This window comes from Bacillus sp. ISL-55, from assembly GCF_018613155.1.
GTDB lineage: Bacteria > Bacillota > Bacilli > Bacillales > Cytobacillaceae > Mesobacillus.
The window spans coordinates 22,582-44,478 of record NZ_JAGGQU010000030.1; the positions used below are offsets into that span (position 1 = coordinate 22,582).

A 21,897-nucleotide genomic window follows, 5' to 3' on the forward strand; every position below is an offset into this window, starting at 1 on the left:
ACGACTTGACTGCCAGATACTCTGAAGCACAGGACATGCGAGAACCGCCAGCCACGCGATGTGGCGCTATAGGCGGTCAGCGCTTGTCGGGGGCTGACCAAGGCGCCCTGAGCTTTTCGGTTATGAAAGGGCTGGATTTATGGATTTTCAGAGTGCTGAGAAAAAAGCCAAGGATTTGCAAAATCTGCTGAATCAATATGCTTATGAGTACTATGTTCTTGATCAGCCGTCGGTTCCGGATGCGGAATATGACCGGCTTCTGAGGGAATTGATTGAAATCGAGGAGCAATTCCCTGAACTGCAGACTCCTGACTCTCCTACACAGCGGGTTGGCGGCGAGATCTTGACGATGTTCAACAAGGTCCAGCATGCTATTCCAATGCTGAGTCTTGGCAATGCCTTCGATGAGCAGGACCTTCGCGATTTTGACCGCCGTGTCCGCCAGGGTGTCGGCGACAATGTTTCTTATGTTTGCGAGCTGAAGATTGACGGTCTGGCAGTTTCGCTTATTTATGAAGACGGGCTGCTCGTACGAGGTGCGACTCGCGGTGATGGAACGACTGGTGAGGATATTACGTCTAACCTTAAGACGGTCCGTTCTTTGCCTATCAAACTGAAAGAGCAGGTTTCGCTTGAAGTACGCGGAGAGGCGTTCATGCCGAAGAAATCCTTTGAAGCATTGAATAAAGCGAGAAAAGAAAAAGAAGAAGAGCCATTTGCGAACCCGCGCAATGCGGCTGCCGGCTCCCTTCGCCAGCTTGATCCAAAGATAGCCGCATCAAGAAATCTTGATGTGTTCCTGTATGGAATTGCAAATGTCGGTGATACCGGCATCCGCGCGCATAGCGAGGGACTTGATTATCTGGAAAAGCTGGGATTCAAAGCGAATAAAGAACGACGGAAAGTTGACAGCATTGAAGGGGTCATTGAGTATGTGAACAGCTGGGTCGAAAAGCGCCCAGATCTTCCGTATGATATTGACGGGATCGTCATCAAGGTCGATTCACTTGATCAGCAGGCTGAGCTTGGAACGACGGCAAAAAGTCCTCGCTGGGCTATCGCATATAAGTTTCCTGCCGAGGAAGTCGTAACGACATTGAAGGATATCGAGTTAAGTGTTGGCCGGACTGGAGTCGTAACGCCAACGGCCATCCTTGAACCTGTACAGGTTGCAGGTACAACTGTTGGACGTGCATCCTTGCATAATGAAGATTTGATCCGTGAAAAAGATATTAAAATCGGTGACAAAGTCGTCATCAAAAAAGCCGGAGATATTATTCCGGAAGTCGTCAATGTCCTTGCCGAGCAGCGGACGGGCGATGAAGTTGAATTCCATATGCCTACAGAGTGCCCTGAATGCGGCAGCGAGCTTGTCAGGATTGAAGGGGAAGTAGCACTTCGCTGTATCAACCCGAAATGCCCGGCACAAATCAGGGAAGGCCTGATCCACTTCGTTTCCCGTGATGCGATGAACATCGACGGTCTCGGAGAAAGAGTGGTCAGCCAACTGTTTGCAGAAGAGTTGATCAAGGATGTTGCTGATATTTATAAGCTGACTCGCGAGCAGCTGCTGGCTCTTGAGCGAATGGGCGAGAAGTCCGTCAACAATTTGCTTTCAGCGATTGAAGCGACGAAGGATAATTCATTGGAGAAGCTTTTGTTTGGTCTCGGAATCCGCCTTGTTGGCGCAAAAGCCGCGAAGACATTGGCGCAGGAATTCGACACGATGGATAGATTGATGCAGGCAACGAAGGAAGAATTGACAGCTATCAACGAAATCGGCGATAAAATGGCCGACTCCATCGTCACTTATTTTGACAACGATGAAGTCAAGGAACTGGTTTCCGAACTGAAGGCTGTTGGCGTCAATATGGAATACAAAGGTCCAAAGAAGGTTACAGCAGAAGAATCAGATTCATTTTTTGCCGGTAAAACAATCGTGTTAACCGGGAAGCTCGAGCAAATGGGCCGAAACGAGGCAAAAGAAAAAATCGAGGCGCTCGGCGGCAATATTGCCGGCAGCGTCAGCAAGAAAACCGATTTAGTCATTGCAGGTGAAGACGCAGGTTCGAAACTGACAAAAGCAGAAAGCCTTGGGATTGAAGTGTGGAATGAGGAGAGAATGCTTGAAGAATTAAATAAATAAGCTATTTTCGTAAGCTTTGTTGCTTTCACATCCAGAGTAAAAACCAGCTTTTGGGTTTTTACTTATATTTCTGCATCTCCGGTTTGGAAGTCTCCTTGAAAAGCGCCCGATACCTTATGGAATGCGGTTATTAATATGTGATCGTAAAGCTGCAATGACTGCGAAAAAAGCTAATAGATAAGAGGTGTACACGCCATGAGGAAGCTCTCAATGGTCGCTCTATCTCTTGTCCTTTTGCTGACGGCCTGTGCCCCTAATTTTCAAAAGCAGGAAGAGGTCGTCCAGGAGAAGGATGATGATACAAAGGAAAAAGCGATTATCCCGAAATACAAGATTTCGGACAAATATTACCGTACCATCATGCCGTTCGAGCCAGGGGAAGCTCGAGGTATGGTCGTCAACAATCTGAATACCCGCTATGACATTACCGAATTTGAGACAGGTCTGATGCGGATTGCGCAAAATACGTTTTCCACAGATAAGTACGTTTTCAAGGAAGGCCAGTATCTAGATGGCAGCTCCGTTGCGTCCTGGCTGGAACGTGAAATGACCCCGGCTCAGGTAGAGGCTAAGAAAAAAGAATTAGAGGCTAAGTATAAAAAAGAAAAAATTAATAAGAAGGTCGTAGTGAATAACCTGGGCCTGAACCCTGCGGATCCTGGCAAGGGAGATGCCCACGAACGGAATGAAAAGAATCCCATTTACCTTGCCCATATCCTCGAGCATAATTATCTCGTCCAATCTGGGGAAAAAGATACGTACCAGCTTGGCGGAATTGCAATCGGGCTGGCGCTGAATTCCGTCCATTATTACCGTGAGGAAGCTTATGGAGCAGTTTTTGAAAAAAACATTTCGCGCAAAGTTCTTGAAGCGGAAGGGAAGAAAATCGCCCAGGAAGTCGTAAACAGGCTAAGAGGGATCGATGAGTTGAAAAATGTACCGATTACAATCGGATTGTTCGAACAGGAAAGCCGATCTTCTGTTGTCCCGGGTAACTTTTTCACATATGCAGAAGTTTCACAGGGAAGCAATAATATCGGCAGCTGGAAAGATGTAAAAGAAAAGTACATTCTTTTCCCATCCGCCGAGGCGGAGAAGGATCACAGGGATGACCTGACATTCTTCCAGAACTTCAAGCAGGATGTTGAGGAATATTTCCCTAACTTTAACGGCGTCATCGGCAAAGGCTTTTACCTGGATGGCCAGCTGCAGGAATTGAATATCGAAATACCTATCCAGTTTTACGGAGAAGCTGAAGCGATTGGATTCACCCAGTATGTAACGGGACTGGTGATGGAGCATTTCCCTAACTATATGTCCGTACAGGTCAGCGTATCCTCTGTGCTGGGACAAGAAGCCTTAATCGTCAAGAAACCGGATCAGGATGAACCATTTGTGCATATTTATCAGTAAGGAGAAGCAAAGAGCCGAGGTGCTCTTTGCTTTTTTTATGGAAAGGTGTATCGAATTTAACTGTTTCATCGTCCTATTTTCAAGGAGGTGGAAAGTAGTGAAGAAACAAGTTCTGAGTTTAATAGTAATGTTTTTGTTGCTGGCAGGATGTTCAAACATGGCAGTGTCTGAAGAAGATGAACAGGAAATTGAAAGATACATAAGTCAAGAAGTGATGGACCCGAATTTTGGCGGCGAAATATTCAATGCGTATGAAATACTTGCCACCAATGAAGAGAAGGGTGAGATTTACTTATGGGCATTGATTGAGGAGTATTACAAAGAAGGTGCCGAAGTTGAGCATGGTTCGGGAATGTCAGTGCCAATGGTGTTAAAGGTAGACCGAAGCGAGGGGACATTCAAAGTAACCGGCCATACCCTACCGAGAGATGGGAGCTTTTACGCCGATGACGTTAAAGCAATGTTTCCTTATTTTGCAGAGATGAAAGCCCTGGATTACCCATCCATTCATTTCAAAAAATTGAGTAAAGAAGTAGAATCCGAGGTCGCCGAAAAGTTGAAGTAGAGGAATGGAAAAAGCAAAGAGCCGGGGTTCTTTGCTTTTTAAATGCATTTTTTTATATCAAGGATTGTCTGCAAATGCATGCCTTCATGGAAAATCGTCCTCACCAAGACTTGCTCGATTGTATGCATGCCCATTTCGGTTGGTGCGAATACCTCTTCCAGGCGCTCGCCATATGAGTCTTTTATTCTGGCTGTCTGGGTTTTCAGCAACTCTTTTAACTCACTGACATTAGGTGTTTCCTCGGTAAAATTGGCCGGAGAGGTGCCGTAGCCAAACCATGATTTAAACCCTTCCGGGACATCTGCCGGCTCCTTTGTCACCGCCTGGATCCATAAATATTGATCAAGATAAATGTGCCCAAGGTTCCAGCGGATATTATTATTGAATCCAGCAGGAATTTTCTCCATATCCTCGTCAGAAACCGTATCCGCCACACCTAAAATATAGCTGCGATAGGTTTCCAGTTGATTAAACAACACTTCATGCCGCTTTTTCATCTATAAATAGACTCCTTTTTTGAATGATAGGGTAATATTCGCTAGATTAAGGGGATTCACCTGCTGTTAATTAGAGTGAATTTATTACTATGATACTTTTATTGGCGAAAATCTGAATATATCGACCACATTTCTGAATATATCGACCACTTTTTCGATTATATCGACCAGATTCACCAATATATCGACCAACTCTGTAACAAGCCCCAAAAGTCGGCCTAATTATAATATTGGCATAATAAAAATCAAGAAAATTCGCAATCCAAGACTTGCTAATACGTTGTCATTGAACACTATGAGATTCTCATGATAGAATGGGAAAGGAATGAAAACGTTTTAATACATAGGAGGGGATAGAATGGTTCAGCCATACAAACACGAGCCTTTCACGAATTTTAAAGATGAGGAACACCGTGAAGGATATCTTACAGGATTGAAAACTGTAGAAGGCTATCTTGGCCAGGATTATGACTTGGTGATTGGCGGAGAGAGAATTTCTACAGAAGACAAGATTGTATCTTACAACCCATCCAATAAAGAAGAAGTTATTGGACGCGTATCAAAAGCAAACCGCGATCTAGCTGAAAAAGCGATGCAGGCTGCTGTCGAAGCGTTCAAGACTTGGAAAAAAGTAAAGCCTGAAACACGTGCAGATGTATTATTCAAGTCTGCTGCGATCATTCGCCGCCGCAAGCATGAATTCTCAGCGCTTTTAACAAAAGAAGCTGGTAAGCCATGGAACGAAGCAGATGCTGATACAGCAGAAGCAATCGATTTCCTTGAGTACTATGCTCGCCAAATGCTAAGAATCAAAGAGGGCGTGAAAGTAGAAAGCCGTCCAAATGAATATAACCGTTATGATTACATCCCTCTAGGAGTGGGAGTCATCATTTCTCCATGGAACTTCCCGTTGGCAATCATGGCTGGTACAACTGTGGCAGCGATTGTTACAGGAAACACAGTTCTTTTGAAGCCAGCTTCAACTACTCCAGTTGTTGCAGCTAAGTTCGTTGAAGTTATGGAAGAAGCAGGTCTGCCTGCGGGTGTCCTTAACTTCGTACCGGGAAGCGGCGCAGAAGTGGGCGACTATCTTGTTGACCACAAAGACACTCGCTTCATCAGCTTCACAGGTTCACGTGACGTTGGTCTGCGCATTAACGAGCGCGCATCCAAGCTGAACGAAGGCCAAATCTGGCTTAAGCGCGTAGTAGCTGAAATGGGCGGAAAAGACACAATGGTTGTCGACAAAGACGCTGATCTTGAATTGGCTGCTCAAGCAATTACTGCTTCTGCTTTCGGCTTTTCAGGCCAGAAGTGCTCTGCATGTTCACGTGCGGTTATCGTAGAAGATGTTTATGACCAGGTTCTTAACCGTGTAGTTGAGCTTACAAACGAACTTAAGCTTGACGATCCAACAGATCAAAGCACGTTCATGGGTCCAGTGAATGACCAGGGTGCATTTGATAAGATCATGAGCTACATCGAAATCGGCAAGGAAGAAGGCCGTTTGATGACTGGCGGCGAAGGAGACAGCTCAAAAGGCTACTTCATCAAGCCAACAATATTTGCTGATGTGGATCCAAAAGCTCGCATCATGCAGGAAGAAATCTTCGGGCCAGTTGTCGCATTCGCAAAAGCGAAGGACTTCGACCATGCGCTTGAAATCGCGAACAACACTGAATATGGTTTGACTGGAGCAGTTATCACGCGCAACCGTGAAAACATCCAGAAGGCGCGTGAAGATTTCCATGTCGGAAACCTTTACTTCAACCGCGGCTGCACAGGCGCAATCGTTGGTTACCAGCCATTCGGCGGCTTCAACATGTCAGGAACAGATTCAAAAGCTGGCGGACCAGACTATCTGCTTCTGCACATGCAAGCTAAGACTACTTCTGAAATGTACTAATACAGACTTTGAATCCCCTTCTCGTTTGAGAGGGGGATTTTTTGTATTGCACGGTAGATACCACTAATTGCCCCGTTCTAGCTTCTAATTGCACCGAAAAGAGGAAGAATTGCACGTTCAGACTACATAATTGGCACGCTTCATAAGCATAATTGCACCGTCTACCTATTTATGGAATAAGGGCTATAGCCCTATTTTAAAAATTTTTCAGAAAAATTTAACAAAATAGTTGCAATCTAAATTGTCTGTTATATAATACATATTAGAGTTATCGATACTGTACTATAACAAAGGGGTGAAGGCAGTAAATGTCGACACAAACTACAGGAATTGAAATTATAGGCAGCATGAAAAAAGGATACGAAGAAATTTTGACACCAGAGGCTCTTGATTTTGTAGAGCGGCTTGAAAGGCATTTTGGGGAGAGTCGGGTGGAATTGCTGGCGGCTCGGGAAAAGCGCCAGGAGGAAATCAACGGAGGCAAGCTACCGGACTTTTTGCCGGAGACGAAGCATATCCGTGAAAGTGATTGGACTATTGCACCGCTGCCGAGAGACCTGCAGGATCGCAGAGTCGAGATCACAGGGCCGACAGACAGGAAGATGGTCATCAATGCGCTCAATTCCGGAGCGAAGATTTTTATGGCAGACTGCGAAGATTCCACTTCGCCGACATGGGAAGCGATTGTAGAAGGCCAGATCAATCTGAGGGATGCTGTCAACCGGACAATCTCTTTTGAAAATCCTAACGGAAAAAAGTATCAATTGAATGAAGAAACAGCTGTTTTAATGGTTCGCCCAAGAGGCTGGCACCTAGAAGAAAAACATGTATTGCTCGATGGCAAACCGATATCCGGCGGATTATTCGATTTCGCGATGTACTTTTTCCATAATGCGAAAAAGCTGGTGGAGCAGGGCACAGGCCCATACTTCTACCTTCCCAAGATGGAAAGCCACCTAGAAGCGCGCCTATGGAATGATGTGTTCGTTTATGCACAGAACCATCTCGGCATTCCACAGGGAACGATTAAAGCAACTGTTTTGATTGAAACGATTTTGGCTTCATTTGAAATGAATGAGATTCTATATGAACTGAAGGAACACTCCGCTGGCTTGAACTGCGGACGCTGGGATTATATTTTCAGCTATCTGAAAAAACTGCGCTCACAGGATGATGTGATTTTACCGGATCGCTCACAGGTCACAATGACGGTTCCATTTATGAGATCCTATTCGTTGCTGACGATCCAGACTTGCCACCGCCGCAAGGCACCGGCAATGGGCGGCATGGCGGCACAAATTCCAATCAAAAATGACGAGGAAGCAAATGCTGAAGCCTTCGCAAAGGTACGCGCTGATAAAGAACGCGAAGCCCGCGACGGCCATGATGGTACATGGGTTGCACATCCAGGGCTGGTACCGGTAGCACTTGAGGCATTCAACAGGGAAATGCCTGAACGAAACCAGATTGATTCCGGTAAGCAAAAGGATGTTGAGGTTAAGGCAGCTGACCTGCTTGCTGTACCAGAGGGCACTATAACAGAAGCCGGTGTACGAATGAACATCAATGTCGGCATCCAGTACGTGGCCAGCTGGCTGAATGGTCGCGGTGCAGCGCCAATCCATAATCTGATGGAGGATGCGGCAACAGCAGAGATTTCCCGCGCTCAGCTTTGGCAATGGATTCGTCATCCTAAAGGAGTTCTTGAGGATGGCCGCAAAGTAACGGTCGAAATGTACCATGAGCTGAAGGAAGAGGAGCTTGAGAAAATCAAGCTGGAAGTCGGCGAAGAGGTATTTGAAACCGGGAAATTCGAGCAGGCAGCAGAGCTGTTTGATGAGTTGATTTTAAATGATGAGTTTGTTGAATTTTTAACATTGCCTGGGTATCAGGCTTTAGCTTAATAGATTGATAGATTCATATAAAAACAAACATTAGGAGGAACGAAAAATGACTCAAGATCGTGTGAAGAAGTTGCAGGAAAGCTGGGAAATGGATAGCAGATGGGCTGGAGTGGAAAGAACTTATACGGCGGAGGATGTCATCAAGCTTCGCGGATCGATTGATATTGAACATACACTGGCACGCCGCGGTGCGGAGAAGCTGTGGAAGCTTGTACATGAGGAAGATTTCGTTAACGCTCTTGGTGCTCTGACTGGCAACCAGGCTGTCCAGCAGGTAAAAACGGGCTTGAAGGCAATTTACCTGAGCGGATGGCAGGTTGCAGCGGACGCGAACCTTTCCGGGAATATGTATCCTGACCAGAGCTTGTACCCGGCGAACAGCGTACCTGCTGTTGTTAAGCGCATCAATCAAGCTTTGCAGCGTGCTGACCAGATCACTCATAGTGAGGGAGACAATTCGATCGACTGGTTCGCACCAATCGTGGCGGATGCTGAGGCAGGATTTGGCGGCCAGCTGAATGTTTTCGAATTGATGAAAGGCATGATCGAAGCGGGAGCAGCAGGCGTGCACTTCGAGGACCAGCTTTCTTCTGAAAAGAAATGCGGTCACCTTGGCGGAAAAGTACTCCTTCCGACACAGACAGCAGTACGCAACTTGATTGCCGCCCGACTTGCAGCTGACGTCATGGGTACGCCAACACTGATCGTTGCCCGTACTGATGCGAATGCAGCAGATTTGATCACTAGCGATGTCGATCCATATGATGCACCGTTCATCACTGGCGACAGGACGCCTGAAGGATTCTTCCGCGTGAAGGCTGGCCTTGACCAGGCGATTGCCCGCGGTCTTGCGTATGCTCCGTATGCTGACCTCGTCTGGTGTGAAACGTCTGAGCCGGATTTGGATGAAGCTCGCCGTTTCGCAGAAGCAATCCATGAGAAGTTCCCTGGCAAGCTGTTAGCTTACAACTGCTCGCCATCCTTCAACTGGAAAAAGAAGCTGGATGACGAGACAATCGCGAAGTTCCAGGTCGAGCTTGGCAAGATGGGCTACAAGTTCCAGTTCGTTACACTTGCTGGCTTCCACGCATTGAACCACAGCATGTTCGAACTGGCTCGCGGCTACAAAGAGCGCGGCATGGCTGCATACTCGGAGCTGCAGCAAGCCGAGTTCGATAGCGAACAATTTGGCTACACAGCTACAAGACACCAGCGCGAAGTCGGAACAGGCTACTTCGATGATGTTTCAATGGTTATTTCAGGCGGAACTTCCTCAACCACAGCGCTAAAAGGATCTACGGAAGAAGCACAGTTTACTACTTCTTGATCCGATTTAGCAGCCGGGTACCGAAATACCGTCCGAACTAAACGGGTTTTCTCTCCGCCTGGGCCCTCCAACTCAGGCGGGGATTCACCATAGTAGTTTTTGATTTTTCACCTTGCATTCTCCTATTTTTGTCCTTCTCTTCACTTGAAGAGGAGGTTTTTTTTGATTAAAATAGGTTAACCTTAAACTAGCACAGACCTTTGGGCGGAATCATACATAATATTTATGAGAGTTCTAGTTGAAGTTCAGTATGAAAGTGAGACAAGGAGGGAAGAAAATGGGCAACAGTAAAGTGGATGAATATTTACAGCAGGGAATCCATGGGGCTAAGCAGACAAAGCCTGATGAAAGAAGGAGATTCCTTACGACAATAAGGGAAAGGGTGGTCATTGCGCTTACGCAGGGAGAGGTAATGAGAAAGGGCGTAGAACCTGAGGTCGAGCAGCTTATGGATGAAAACCGAGAAGCACACCTCTTTTTAAACGGAAATATTTCATATCCTTACTTATCGGAATACATTAAAGCGGCTGAAAAACGGGGCATCGAGTTTACGATCGTGACCAATAAGGAATATGATTCCGAGCTTGGACTTGTTTTAGCCCATCACCATGCGATTGATAAAGAGGAAATTTATCTTGGTAAAAAGAAACCCGTGATCCAAACGGCGCCGGCCAAGAAGAAAAAGGGTTTCCTATCTGGCTTTGGGAAGTTATTCGGGAAATAGAGACGAGAGAGCAGCCTTTTAGGTTAGCTCTTTTTTTTACGGTCACTTTCGCTGCCAGCTTTGATTTCTTATTCTATAAAACTAAGGCTTTAATGAATTTGAAAAGCCTGAATTTTATAAAAGTATTGATAAACGACACTGGTGTCGTTTATAATGAAGTTAACCAAAACGACATCGGTGTCGTTTTATTATGGAGGGATGATAATGGGCGGTCTTTTGAAAAATAAAGGGTTTATTACGTTAATGCTTGCGCAGTTAATATCAAGTATTGGTGACTGGTTGAGTGTGATTGCGATCATAACGATGGTGGGCTTGAAATGGGAGGCTTCCCCAATGGAAGTTTCCTTTATCATTCTATGTTTGGCTGTCCCAATGGCACTGCTTGGACCATTCACTGGAACGGTTGCTGACCGATTTAACAGAAAGGCGATCATGGTATTTTCAGACGTGGTCAGAGCAGGGCTGATCCTAATTCTTGCATTTGCTGATTCTCTATGGATTGTCTATATTTGCTTGTTCATGGTCGGGATGCTCTCAGCTGTATTTGTCCCGGCGAAGAATGGTAAGCTTAAAGAACTGATTGAACAAGAAAATATGAAAAGTGCCATGTCCATTACGTCCATGATTGATTCCGGGACGAAGGTGTTAGGACCTTTATTGAGCGGCCTGCTGGTCTCGGCTTTTGGGACTAAGATGGTATTCTTTATCGATTCCGGCACCTTCGTCATTTCAGCGATTCTGCTGTTAGCTTTACCAAAGGCAGCGGCTTCAATATCAATAGAATCAGATAAACGTGGAGGAGCTTCTTTTAAAGAGGATTTCAGGGAAGGAATCCAGTTTATCCGGGGAAATCGTTTCTTGATTGTTGGGATTACGGTATTAGGGATCAGCCTGTTGATTTTACAGCTGTCCGACTCACAGATCATCGTGTTACTGAGGGAACTATCGAATGCCTCGCCTGATCTGTTTGGTTATATTGTAACTGCATCAGGTCTGGGAATGTTTTTTACAGGATTACTGTTGGTTAAAAAAACCGAGTATAATGCTCTCATTCTGATGTTTATTGGAGTTTGTGGGATAGGCATCAGTTTTAGTATGATGGCAGTATTGACACGAATGGACTTAACGCTTCCCGTTTTATGGGGACCTGCTTTGGGATTGGTTGCTGGCTTTGCAGCTGGATTAGTATTCATTCCTTTCCAGGCTGCTGTACAGATGGATACTCCGGTACACATGACAGGCAGGGTATTTGGCGTTTTGAATAGCGTGACCACCACTGCGACGATTATTGGGCCACTGGCTGGCGGGTTGCTTGCGACCATACTGGGAGTCATCCCGACATTTGTGATTACTGGCTTAATGCTGGTGGCAGTTTCGATCGTTGGTTTAATCTTTAAGAGCAAAATAGAACGGGGGAGAGAAAATGTCTCCGAAGGTCAGTCAGGAGCACATGGAACAGCGTCGAGCTGATATTTTGAAGGCAGCAAAGGAGGTTTTCATTGAGCATGGTTTTGAGCGAGCCACAATGAAGCACATAATGGATGCGGCAAATATCAGCAGGGGCGGGCTGTATCAGTATTTTTCAAGTAAGGAAGCAGTGTTTGAAACGATCTTGGAAGAATTATTAGCCATGGAGTTAGATGAGACATTGGATATGGTAAAGGAAAATGCAACATCTTACTGGGATATGCTCATGCAAATCATCTTTGGCGAGGATGGGAAGCCTGATGATGATATGGATCCATTATCTCCGGCAAAACTTGAGTTTTTCATCATAGGAAGAAATGATGACCATAGAAGAGAATATGGGAAAGTACGATACCACAATGGCTTGAAAATATATGCGACGATTATTGAACATGGCCAAAAGAGTGGCGAATTTAGCATCAGGTTTGATCATCAGATCATTGCCCGTTCAATCATTTCGTTTATCGATGGCTTGGCAGTAGAGCATGCTATGTTATCGAAGGAAGAGTTGAAAATCAAGGAGCAGTCTGTATTATTCGTGGAGTATTTGAAGCTGGCCTTAGGGATTGGTGACAAGGATTAAAGATATGGCAACAGTATTGTTTTTACTGTCGTAAACGTTCCTGGAGAATGGTGTTATCCACCATTCTCCTCTCTATTTAAGAGAATCGATGAGATCCGCAAGTTCCACCGAGGTTTTGTAGCAAATATCCTCATTGCAAATCATGTTTTTATCAGGGTCAAAGCTTAACTCTTCAATGGTTTGTTCTTTGCTGTACTCCTTCATACCTGAAGAAGTTTTTAACACAATGGCAATTGGGCCGGAAATTTCCTTGCCTGCTGTTTTTTCTGCTCCCTCCAGATAGCCTAAAAACTCTCTTGGATTTAATACTGTCAGTGATTTTCCTTCAGATTGAATATAGACCTGGTCGAGAAGGCCGAATTTGGTACCGAACAGTTCATTGATTTTTACCTCGATATCCGATTTTAACGGGGAAGGGTCGCTGCATGCGGTCAACAACAAGCAAAAGGCTATAAATATCCGTTTCACAATCAAATCATCTCACATTTCATTTTATATCATTAAATATTCTACAAAATAGTCTTCTTTCCTGCGATCACTAACCCCACATGTTAAAATAGTACAAACAGCAAGGCTTGTATTGCTTTAACGTGTAAAACTTTGCTATGATCATTATTATTATTGTCTGACGATTTATGATGGAGGTGCTTTTATGTCAAGGATTTCTGAGGAGCAGGTGAAGCATGTCGCACACCTGGCGAGATTGGCGATTACAGAAGAGGAAGCGCAAATGCTGACGGAGCAGCTGGATAAAATCATTACATATGCCGAGCAGTTGAATGAGCTGAATACGGACAATGTTGAGCCGACTGCACATGTGCTTGAAATAAAGAATGTGATGCGTGAGGACCGTGCTAAAGAGGGTCTGCCGCGTGAAGAGGTTTTGAAGAATGCGCCTGAGCACCAGGATGGCCAGATCAAAGTGCCAGGAATTATGGAGTAGGAGGATCGGCGATGAGTTTATTTGAACATAAGATTTCGGAGCTTCATGAGTTTTTACATAAAAGAGATTTAAGTGTAACGGACCTGGTTGATGAATCGTACAAGCGGATTGGCGCGGTCGACGGCAAGGTCCAGGCATTTTTAACATTAGATGAAGAAAATGCTAGGGCAGCGGCGAAGGCATTGGACGACAAGGTCATCCAGAACAAGCCAACGAGCAAGTTATACGGTTTGCCTATTGGCATCAAAGACAATATCGTCACAAAGGGTTTGCGCACGACGGCGGCGAGCAAGATTCTCGAAAACTTTGATCCTATTTACGATGCTACAGTCATCCAGAAGCTGAAACAGGCGGAAACGGTGACAATCGGCAAACTGAATATGGACGAGTTCGCCATGGGTTCATCCAACGAAAACTCTGGCTTCCAAAAGACCTATAACCCGTGGAGTCTTGACAGGGTACCTGGTGGTTCATCCGGCGGTTCGGCTGCATCTGTTGCAGCTGGGGAAGTGTTGTTCTCGCTTGGCTCGGATACAGGCGGTTCGATCCGCCAGCCGGCATCTTTCTGCGGAGTGGTAGGCATGAAGCCAACTTACGGGCTAGTTTCACGCTTTGGATTGATCGCATTTGCTTCTTCTTTGGACCAGATCGGACCAATCACACGAAATGTAGAAGACAATGCTTTTCTGTTAAAAGCGATCGCAGGATACGATGAAATGGACTCAACCTCCGCAAACGTGGACATCCCTGATTATGTTGGTTCCTTGACTGGTGATATCAAGGGATTAAGAATTGCTGTGCCGAAGGAATACCTCGGTGAGGGTGTGAATGAAGAAGTCCGTAAATCAGTAATGGACGCACTTGTCATTCTTGAGCGCCTGGGGGCGACTTGGGAAGAGGTTTCCCTGCCGCACTCCAAGTATGCTTTGGCGACCTATTACTTGCTGTCTTCATCTGAAGCGTCAGCGAACCTTGCACGCTTTGACGGTGTTCGCTATGGTTACCGTTCACCAAATGCGGAGAATCTGCTTGAAATGTACAAGATGACCCGTGAGGAAGGCTTTGGTGAGGAAGTCAAGCGCCGAATCATGCTTGGTACGTTTGCGCTTAGCTCCGGTTATTATGATGCTTATTATAAAAAAGCACAGAAGGTCCGCACGCTGATCAAGCAGGACTTTGAAAAAGTGTTTGAGCAATATGATGTCATCATTGGGCCGACTGCGCCTACGCCAGCATTCAAAATTGGCGAGAACACAAAAGACCCAATGACGATGTACGTAAATGATATTCTGACGATACCGGTGAACCTTGCGGGCGTGCCGGCAATCTCGGTTCCGTGCGGGTTTGATAAAGGGCTGCCGCTTGGCTTGCAGATCATCGGACGTCATTTTGACGAGAGCACTGTATACAAGGTTGCCCATGCATTCGAACAGGCAACTGAATTCCATAAACAACAACCTGAGCTGTAAAGGGGTGAAATTGATGAAGTTTGAAACGGTAATTGGGCTTGAGGTCCATGTTGAATTAAAAACAGAATCAAAAATCTTTTCGGCGAGTCCGAACCATTTTGGTGCTGAGCCGAATACAAATACAAGCGTGATCGATCTTGGCTATCCGGGAGTATTGCCGGTTGTGAATAAAAAAGCGGTTGATTACGCTATGAAAGCCGCTATGGCTTTGAACTGCGAAATTGCGGAGCATACGAAATTTGACCGCAAGAACTACTTTTACCCGGACAACCCGAAGGCTTACCAGATTTCCCAATTCGACAAGCCGATCGGTGAGAACGGTTGGATCGAAATCGAGGTTAATGGTTATAAAAAGAAAATCGGCATCACGCGCATCCATATGGAAGAGGATGCCGGAAAGCTAACGCATGGCAATGGATATTCCCTCGTTGACTACAATCGCCAGGGAACGCCGCTTGTTGAGATCGTATCGGAGCCCGATATACGCACGCCGGATGAAGCGTATGCTTATCTGGAGAAACTGAAGTCGATCATCCAGTATACGGGCGTATCGGATTGTAAGATGGAAGAGGGGTCGCTCCGCTGCGACGCGAACATCTCGATCCGGCCTGTTGGCCAGGAGGAATTTGGCACAAAGACTGAGCTGAAGAACTTGAACTCATTCAACTTTGTGCGCAAAGGACTTGAATATGAGGAAAAACGCCAGGAACAGGAAATCCTCGCTGGCCGTGAAATTCAGCAGGAAACACGCCGTTACGATGATGCGAATAACACGACAATCCTGATGCGCGTAAAAGAAGGCTCCGATGACTATCGTTATTTCCCTGAACCCGATCTGCCTGATCTTTTTATCGATGAAGAGTGGAAAGCGAGGGTTCGTGCCGAGATTCCTGAGCTTCCCGACGAGCGCAAAAAGCGATATGTCGAGGAAATGGGACTGCCCGCTTACGATGCAGAGGTGCTAACGGTATCAAAAGAAATGGCTGATTTCTTTGAATCAGCTGTAAAGGCAGGAGCCGACCCTAAGCAGGCATCCAACTGGCTGATGGGCGAGTTCTCTGCCTATCTGAAGGCTGAATCGAAAGAGCTTCACGAAACAGCGTTGACTCCAGAAGGTCTTGGCGGATTGATTCAGCTGATTGAGAACGGCACGATTTCCTCGAAAATCGCAAAACAGGTCTTCAAGGAATTGGTCGAAACCGGCGGCGACCCAGAGAAAATCGTCAAGGAGAAGGGACTCGTCCAAATATCTGACGAAGGCGAACTACTTAAGATCATCACCGAAATCATTGACGCCAACCCGCAATCAGTAGAAGATTTCAAAGGCGGCAAGGACAAGGCAAAAGGCTTCCTGGTTGGACAAATCATGAAAGCGACAAAAGGCCAGGCGAACCCGCCGCTGGTAAACAAATTGCTTGTTGAAGAATTAAATAAGAGATAATAGCGAAAGCTGGCGATTACATCGCCAGCTTTTTTGTCGATATTTCCCGGGAAAGGGAGAAGGGAATCGATATATCAGGTAGGATAATAACCTATAATATAGTGCTATATCTATCAGTCCAAACCATCATCCATCACACGGTTGATCAAAGCTTCCTTATCTTGGAGTGACTGGGAGTGTAACTCGCTAGTAAAGACCATGTAAACTGGAGTTACATTGGTTAACAGCTCAGGATACTGCTTCTTCAGACTTTCCATATCATCGGATATATGGAAGGAATCAAGCTTCTCCTTTACTTCATCGGGAATGTCATACTTTTCTGACTCTCCACGTGGAACAATTGCCAGGACGGAAAGTTTCTCAGGATTCTTTGAAAGGAAGTCATAAAAAGGTGGCAGATCCTCTATATCGGTTTTAACATAATATGTGCTGTAATCTTTTTTCCACTGTGCTTGTATCTTAAAGTATATTCTTTCTTGAGTGAGGCTTTTGGGGATGGACATGTTATCCCCTTCAACTCTCTTCTTTTCCATGCCGGGAGCTGCGTTAACCTGGCTTATTGTAATATTTGCAGACTCAATCCCTGGAGGAAACGAGACTTCTAGTGTTTCTTTTTCCTTCACCGTAGAAGGGTTCATGCCTGCCATGGATTTAATAGGGTCTATTTTCTTGGTTTTTGTTCCATGCCAATTGTACTCGCCGAGGATGGAGGGAATCTCCTGTCCATCTACAGTGATGATTGCTACAGGGGGCTTTTCCTCTTTATAAAGTTTGTAGCGATCCAAGGCGATTAACACGCTTAAAATCAAGACTGCAGCTGTTCCGTAGATTAATAGCTTAATTTTCATCCTTTTCCCCTCAGACTTAAGTTTTGTTTAAAGAATTCTACATTTTAATTGTAATTTCCTGTCATATTTTCGACGATATGAAAAGAAAAATGCCACAGAAAAAACTCTGTGGCATCGATTGTTAGGGTTTTAAGTTCTCAACACTCATATCGAATTCTTTTTCAATCTCAGGGTTTGGTTTATAAGTTACCAAGCTGACAACAACAGAAATAATCAGGTTGATAATAAAACCCGGGACGATTTCGTACATGACATCGCTCAAGCCGACATTGCTCCAGATGACAACGGTAGCTGCACCGGCAATCATACCGAGAATCGCGCCCCAGTTGGTCATTTTCTTCCAATAAAGGCTCAGGATGATGATAGGTCCGAACGCTGCACCAAAGCCTGCCCATGCATATGCAACCAGGCCAAGGATCGTATCGTTTTGCACCCATGCAAGTGCTGCGGCAATAATTGCTACTGCGAGAACTGCCAAACGCCCGAAAAATACGTACTGCTTATCTGATTTTTCTTTTTTGAATATGATTTTGTACAAGTCCTCAGTCAGTGCGCTGGATGTAACGATCAGCTGGGACGAGATGGTGCTCATGATCGCTGCGAGAACGGCTGCGAGCATAAGACCGGCAAATAACGGATGGAAGAAGATTTGCCCGAGCACGATGAAGACTGCCTCTGGGTTATCCAGCTTAACATCCGGGTTTTGTGTAAAATAAGCTAGACCGATCAAAGCAGTCAGTATTGCCCCAATTAAGGAGAAGATCATCCAGCCCATGCCGATTCTTCTTGCACTCTTTGTTTCTTTTATTGATGTAATGGCCATGAAACGGGTGATAATATGTGGCTGACCGAAGTAGCCAAGGCCCCATGCTGCGGTTGATATAATGCCGAGCACAGTTGTACCTTTGAATAAATCAAGCAATGCAGGGTCGATCGAACGGATGGTATCGAACGTTTCTGCAGGTCCTCCTGTTTTCGCGAAGCCGATAATCGGCACGAGCAGCAAGGCGAGAAGCATCATCATGCCCTGTATAAAATCTGTGTAACTTACCGCAAGGAAACCGCCGAATAGTGTGTACGCCACAACTACAGCGGAAACAAGCAACAAGCCGGTATGGTAATCTAGGTCGAATGAACTTTGGAAGAAAACAGCTCCGGCGACCATTCCGGAAGATACGTAGAAGGTAAAAAAGAGTAGGATAACAATTCCGGATACAATTCTTAAAAGCTTTGTATCATCTTTAAAACGGTTTTCAAGGAAGCTGGGAATCGTGATGGAGTCATTCGCCACATGTGTGTAAGAACGAAGTCGAGGTGCTACATAAAGCCAGTTGAGATACGCGCCGACGGTCAAGCCGATGGCAATCCATGCATTCGCTAAACCGCTTACATAAATCCCCCCTGGAAGACCCATCAGCAGCCAGCCGCTCATATCAGCTGCACCGGCGCTAAGCGCTGTGACTGCTGGACCAAGCGATCTGCCGCCAAGCATGTAGTCGGTCAGATTGCTTGTCTTTTTGTAGGAATACCAGCCGATATAAAGCATCGCGGCCATGTATATCCCGATGGCAATGATTTGATACATTTCATTGGACATAATCTTTCCCCCTTTGTTATTGTGAAAAATTATTAAAAAAATATTGCTAATACAATTAATATTCTATCATTTCAAATTAATGATTAACAATCTATTTTTTCGTCAAAATTACTATTCCATTAATAGTAATTTGTTTTTCTAATATATTTATAGTGCAAAAGAAAAACCATGGCTCGGGAAAGCCATGGTTCATGTTCACGTCTTAAGATCTTTTGGAGGCAAGCGGTCGCCTTTCACTTTTTTATCATTGATTTTCGGTTCCTTGCCGTTAAAAAAGTTCTGCAAATTAGAACGATGGAGAAAGATTAAAAATAAAATAAAAGCAGTAAAGATTAATGGCTCATGAACTTCCGGAGAGAAGAAAGAAAAAATGAGCATCGCGATTCCCACCGATATCGAACCCATGAACACGTATTTGGTCAAGAAAATGACCGCGAAAAAGGTCACATACACAGCCAGGAACATTCCGATATCAACAACCAGCAGTGCCCCTGCCGTCGTGGCAATCGCCTTGCCCCCGCGGAAGCCTGCAAAGATCGGGAAACAGTGGCCGATGACCCCAATCAGCCCGGCATACAACGGTTCAACTGGAGTATCGAAGATCAACGGAAGAGAGGCGGCAAGCATCCCTTTTGCGACATCCACAAGCAGAACGACAATGGCCGCTCGCTTTCCCATGACCCGCAATGTATTCGTCGCGCCCGGGTTTTTGCTGCCGTGGTCCCTGATATCAACATGGAAAAAATATTTGCCAATCAATAAAGCTGTTGGAATGGAACCGACTAAATAAGCTGCCAAAAGACAAATCCAAGTCATATAACGTCACCCTTTTAATATAGTTAGAGAATTTTATTCTGAAATAGTCCTTGTCAGAATGTTTATTTTGCCGAGCCAATCATTTCTTGATAAGTATGGCCACTGCTGAAAACGTGTGCTCTGTAAACAGTGAAAAGACAGGCCAAAACATCGGGAACTATTATGCCGTTTTTTACGTCTGTTGTATCATATAGATGGATCCTTCTGCACTGCTGATTCTTATCCGTGGCGTATCTCCAGTGTTTGGATGTGAAGTCTAGAAATCCAGTTGAGCAGAACAATATTGCGGCATGAATCATGGCTATTTTTGTACAGGTTGTAACCGGGTAATAAGGTCTCTATAGGCTGCATCCCGCAATTTTGATAACAGGTAGGGGTTTCCAATTTATGTAACCATTCTCTTTGTATTGTAAAAAAGAACGAGTAGGAATGGAAGAGTTATTCGAAAAATAAGATAGTTAACACTTTGATTTATTAGTGGGTTTCTGTTTGGCAAATGGACAGAATTTAGTTTATGATATATCCGGTAGAATGGATATTGAGGTAATTGCCTGGATAGAAGTAATGAGCTATGATGTAAATGGATGGAATAAAAAACCATATTAAGTAGGATGATGGGTATGAAAAGAGCAAGAATTATTTACAATCCAACTTCAGGTCGTGAGGTTTTTAAAAAGCATCTTGCGGAGGTCTTGGTAAAGCTGGAGAATGCCGGCTATGAGACATCATGCCATGCAACGACAGGTGAGGGGGACGCGACGCAGGCTGCTAGAATTGCGGTTGAGCGGCGCTATGACCTGGTGATTGCAGCTGGCGGAGATGGCACGATCAATGAAGTGGTCAATGGGATCGCCGAACAGGAGTACCGCCCGAGAATCGGCGTCATACCAGTCGGCACAACAAATGACTTTGCGCGCGCGCTTCATATCCCAAGGGATATCGATGCTGCGGTCGACATCATTGTTAAAGGCGAAACGATTCCGGTTGACGTAGGCCGAATTAACGATAGATATTTCATAAATATTGCTGGCGGCGGCAGGCTGACGGAGCTGACATATGAGGTGCCGAGCAAACTCAAGACAATGCTGGGCCAGCTCGCTTATTATCTAAAAGGAATCGAAATGGTGCCGTCCATTCGGGCATCAGAAGTAAGCATTGAATATGATGGAAAGCTATACGAGGGCGAGGTCATGATGTTCCTTGTCGGGCTGACGAATTCTGTTGGCGGCTTTGAACGCCTGGCTCCAAACTCTTCGATCAATGATGGATTGTTTTCTTTATTGATTTTGAAAAAGACGAACCTGGCGGATTTTATCAGGATCGCTTCGCTCGCTGTCCGCGGTGAGCATATCAATGACCCGGGCGTCATTTATACGCAAGCAAACCGCATCAAAGTGCATTCTAAGGAAACTGTTCAATTGAACCTTGACGGCGAATACGGCGGAAATCTGCCAGCTGAATTCGAAAACCTGTTCAGGCACATTGAAGTCTACGTGCCGTTGGATGAAATCCGTCCAGAAGACCGGCCGGAGAATCTTGAATTGAATTTTAAAGCAGAATGATGAATGAACCACTCCAAATTGGGGTGGTTTTTTTGTGATTTGAGATAGGGTATAGGAGGATATTACAGATGGTGTTGCTTTGGGGAAAACCACGAGGACAGGCCGGGGTTTTGTCTGAATCTGGTGTGACTTCGGACAAAACTACGAGGACAGGCCGGGATTTTGTCAGAAGTTGGTGTGACTTCGGACAAAACGGAGAGGAGAAGCTGAGATTTTGTCTGAAGATGGTGTGACTTCGGACAAAACGGAGAGGAGAATCTGTGACTTTGTCTGAAGGTGGTGTGACTTCGGACAAAACGGAGAGGAGCAGCTGAGATTTTGTCTGAAGTTGGTGTGACTTCGGACAAAACCAGGGGGGAGAAGCTGAGATTTTGTCTGAAGGTGGTGTAACTTCGGACAAAACGGAGAGAAGAAGCTGTGACTTTGTCTGAAGCTGGTGTGACTTCGGACAAAACCAGGAGGAGAAGCTGAGATTTTGTCCGAACATGGTGTGACTTCGGACAAAACGGTGAGGAGCAGCTGTGATTTTGTCTGAAGGTGGTGTGACTTCGGACAAAAGGGAGAGAAGAATCTGAGAATTTGTCTGAAGTTGGTGTGACTTCGGACAAAACCAGGGGGGCAGGCTGAGATTTTGTCCGAACATGGTGTGACTTCGGACAAAACCACGAGGACAGACTGGGGTTTTGTCT

General features: G+C 45.4%; 18 protein-coding genes. 13 read left to right on the forward strand and 5 right to left on the reverse strand.

Going from position 1 to position 21,897, the window contains the following annotated elements; genetic code table 11:
* Nucleotides 1–139 precede the first annotated feature (139 nt).
* The 3 genes from ligA to J7E32_RS14690 all read left to right on the forward strand — a co-directional run bounded on the left by ligA (nt 140) and on the right by J7E32_RS14690 (nt 4,124).
* Complete coding sequence (ligA, locus tag J7E32_RS14680; protein WP_214908575.1) at nt 140–2,146, forward strand: NAD-dependent DNA ligase LigA; 2,007 nt, start codon at nt 140–142, stop codon at nt 2,144–2,146.
* A 195-nt stretch (nt 2,147–2,341) separates the two neighbouring features.
* Entirely contained in the window at nt 2,342–3,559 is a 1,218-nt protein-coding gene (locus J7E32_RS14685) for a CamS family sex pheromone protein (RefSeq protein WP_214908577.1), read from the forward strand.
* Between the two features lie 97 nt (nt 3,560–3,656).
* Nucleotides 3,657–4,124, forward strand: coding sequence for a hypothetical protein (locus tag J7E32_RS14690; protein ID WP_214908578.1), 468 nt, complete (start codon nt 3,657–3,659; stop codon nt 4,122–4,124).
* 38 nt (nt 4,125–4,162) lie between these two features.
* Here J7E32_RS14690 and J7E32_RS14695 read toward each other — a convergent pair whose 3' ends face one another.
* Entirely contained in the window at nt 4,163–4,621 is a 459-nt protein-coding gene (locus tag J7E32_RS14695) for a DinB family protein (protein ID WP_214908580.1), read from the reverse strand.
* A 358-nt stretch (nt 4,622–4,979) separates the two neighbouring features.
* Between J7E32_RS14695 and pruA the strand changes: the two genes are divergently transcribed.
* The 6 genes from pruA (at nt 4,980) to J7E32_RS14725 (ending at nt 12,532) form a co-directional block, all read left to right on the forward strand.
* A complete protein-coding gene (gene pruA / locus J7E32_RS14700; RefSeq protein WP_214908582.1) occupies nt 4,980–6,527 on the forward strand; it encodes an L-glutamate gamma-semialdehyde dehydrogenase in 1,548 nt (515 codons plus the stop codon).
* A gap of 308 nt (nt 6,528–6,835) precedes the next feature.
* On the forward strand, nt 6,836–8,431 hold the full coding sequence (gene aceB / locus J7E32_RS14705) for a malate synthase A (RefSeq protein WP_214908584.1): 1,596 nt from the start codon (nt 6,836–6,838) through the stop codon (nt 8,429–8,431).
* 46 nt (nt 8,432–8,477) lie between these two features.
* Entirely contained in the window at nt 8,478–9,758 is a 1,281-nt protein-coding gene (gene aceA, locus J7E32_RS14710) for an isocitrate lyase (protein WP_214908586.1), read from the forward strand.
* A gap of 277 nt (nt 9,759–10,035) precedes the next feature.
* Nucleotides 10,036–10,482 carry a YueI family protein gene (locus J7E32_RS14715; protein WP_214908588.1) on the forward strand — a complete coding sequence of 149 codons (447 nt, stop codon included), beginning with the start codon at nt 10,036–10,038 and terminating at the stop codon, nt 10,480–10,482.
* Nucleotides 10,483–10,635: 153 nt separating this feature from the next.
* The gene (locus J7E32_RS14720; protein WP_286183272.1) at nt 10,636–11,952 is read left to right on the forward strand and encodes an MFS transporter; all 1,317 of its coding nucleotides are present in this window, start codon (nt 10,636–10,638) and stop codon (nt 11,950–11,952) included.
* Entirely contained in the window at nt 11,933–12,532 is a 600-nt protein-coding gene (locus J7E32_RS14725) for a TetR/AcrR family transcriptional regulator (RefSeq protein WP_286183274.1), read from the forward strand. Before J7E32_RS14720 ends, J7E32_RS14725 begins: the two co-directional genes overlap by 20 nt.
* A gap of 72 nt (nt 12,533–12,604) precedes the next feature.
* Here the strand turns inward: J7E32_RS14725 and J7E32_RS14730 are convergent, their stop codons facing one another.
* Nucleotides 12,605–13,000, reverse strand: coding sequence for a hypothetical protein (locus J7E32_RS14730; RefSeq protein WP_214908592.1), 396 nt, complete (start codon nt 12,998–13,000; stop codon nt 12,605–12,607).
* Between the two features lie 184 nt (nt 13,001–13,184).
* On the opposite strand from J7E32_RS14730, the gene gatC reads away from it, so the two are divergent.
* Genes gatC through gatB form a run of 3 tightly spaced genes read left to right on the forward strand, consistent with a single transcriptional unit; the run spans nt 13,185 to nt 16,385 of the window.
* Nucleotides 13,185–13,475, forward strand: coding sequence for an Asp-tRNA(Asn)/Glu-tRNA(Gln) amidotransferase subunit GatC (gene gatC / locus J7E32_RS14735; protein WP_214908594.1), 291 nt, complete (start codon nt 13,185–13,187; stop codon nt 13,473–13,475).
* 11 nt (nt 13,476–13,486) lie between these two features.
* The gene (gene gatA / locus J7E32_RS14740; RefSeq protein WP_214908596.1) at nt 13,487–14,944 is read left to right on the forward strand and encodes an Asp-tRNA(Asn)/Glu-tRNA(Gln) amidotransferase subunit GatA; all 1,458 of its coding nucleotides are present in this window, start codon (nt 13,487–13,489) and stop codon (nt 14,942–14,944) included.
* A 13-nt stretch (nt 14,945–14,957) separates the two neighbouring features.
* A complete protein-coding gene (gatB, locus tag J7E32_RS14745; RefSeq protein WP_214908598.1) occupies nt 14,958–16,385 on the forward strand; it encodes an Asp-tRNA(Asn)/Glu-tRNA(Gln) amidotransferase subunit GatB in 1,428 nt (475 codons plus the stop codon).
* 113 nt (nt 16,386–16,498) lie between these two features.
* On the opposite strand, the gene J7E32_RS14750 is transcribed toward gatB, so the two are convergent.
* The 3 genes from J7E32_RS14750 to plsY form a co-directional block, all read right to left on the reverse strand.
* A complete protein-coding gene (locus tag J7E32_RS14750; protein ID WP_214908601.1) occupies nt 16,499–17,233 on the reverse strand; it encodes a hypothetical protein in 735 nt (244 codons plus the stop codon).
* A gap of 121 nt (nt 17,234–17,354) precedes the next feature.
* On the reverse strand, nt 17,355–18,830 hold the full coding sequence (putP, locus tag J7E32_RS14755; protein WP_214908603.1) for a sodium/proline symporter PutP: 1,476 nt from the start codon (nt 18,828–18,830) through the stop codon (nt 17,355–17,357).
* Between the two features lie 195 nt (nt 18,831–19,025).
* Nucleotides 19,026–19,646, reverse strand: a complete 621-nt coding sequence (gene plsY, locus J7E32_RS14760; protein ID WP_214908610.1) for a glycerol-3-phosphate 1-O-acyltransferase PlsY — start codon at nt 19,644–19,646, stop codon at nt 19,026–19,028.
* Nucleotides 19,647–20,266: 620 nt separating this feature from the next.
* Between plsY and J7E32_RS14765 the strand changes: the two genes are divergently transcribed.
* On the forward strand, nt 20,267–21,208 hold the full coding sequence (locus tag J7E32_RS14765; RefSeq protein WP_214908613.1) for a diacylglycerol kinase: 942 nt from the start codon (nt 20,267–20,269) through the stop codon (nt 21,206–21,208).
* Nucleotides 21,209–21,897 lie beyond the last annotated feature (689 nt).

Bases quoted from the DNA above. Each gene is read 5' to 3' on its own strand.
- ligA (WP_214908575.1), top strand. From the start codon at position 140: ATGGATTTTCAGAGTGCTGAGAAAAAAGCCAAGGATTTGCAAAATCTG.
- J7E32_RS14685 (WP_214908577.1), top strand. From the start codon at position 2,342: ATGAGGAAGCTCTCAATGGTCGCTCTATCTCTTGTCCTTTTGCTGACG.
- J7E32_RS14695 (WP_214908580.1), bottom strand. From the start codon at position 4,621: ATGAAAAAGCGGCATGAAGTGTTGTTTAATCAACTGGAAACCTATCGC.
- pruA (WP_214908582.1), top strand. From the start codon at position 4,980: ATGGTTCAGCCATACAAACACGAGCCTTTCACGAATTTTAAAGATGAG.
- aceB (WP_214908584.1), top strand. From the start codon at position 6,836: ATGTCGACACAAACTACAGGAATTGAAATTATAGGCAGCATGAAAAAA.
- aceA (WP_214908586.1), top strand. From the start codon at position 8,478: ATGACTCAAGATCGTGTGAAGAAGTTGCAGGAAAGCTGGGAAATGGAT.
- J7E32_RS14715 (WP_214908588.1), top strand. From the start codon at position 10,036: ATGGGCAACAGTAAAGTGGATGAATATTTACAGCAGGGAATCCATGGG.
- J7E32_RS14720 (WP_286183272.1), top strand. From the start codon at position 10,636: ATGAAGTTAACCAAAACGACATCGGTGTCGTTTTATTATGGAGGGATG.
- J7E32_RS14725 (WP_286183274.1), top strand. From the start codon at position 11,933: ATGGAACAGCGTCGAGCTGATATTTTGAAGGCAGCAAAGGAGGTTTTC.
- gatC (WP_214908594.1), top strand. From the start codon at position 13,185: ATGTCAAGGATTTCTGAGGAGCAGGTGAAGCATGTCGCACACCTGGCG.
- gatA (WP_214908596.1), top strand. From the start codon at position 13,487: ATGAGTTTATTTGAACATAAGATTTCGGAGCTTCATGAGTTTTTACAT.
- gatB (WP_214908598.1), top strand. From the start codon at position 14,958: ATGAAGTTTGAAACGGTAATTGGGCTTGAGGTCCATGTTGAATTAAAA.
- J7E32_RS14750 (WP_214908601.1), bottom strand. From the start codon at position 17,233: ATGAAAATTAAGCTATTAATCTACGGAACAGCTGCAGTCTTGATTTTA.
- putP (WP_214908603.1), bottom strand. From the start codon at position 18,830: ATGTCCAATGAAATGTATCAAATCATTGCCATCGGGATATACATGGCC.
- plsY (WP_214908610.1), bottom strand. From the start codon at position 19,646: ATGACTTGGATTTGTCTTTTGGCAGCTTATTTAGTCGGTTCCATTCCA.
- J7E32_RS14765 (WP_214908613.1), top strand. From the start codon at position 20,267: ATGAAAAGAGCAAGAATTATTTACAATCCAACTTCAGGTCGTGAGGTT.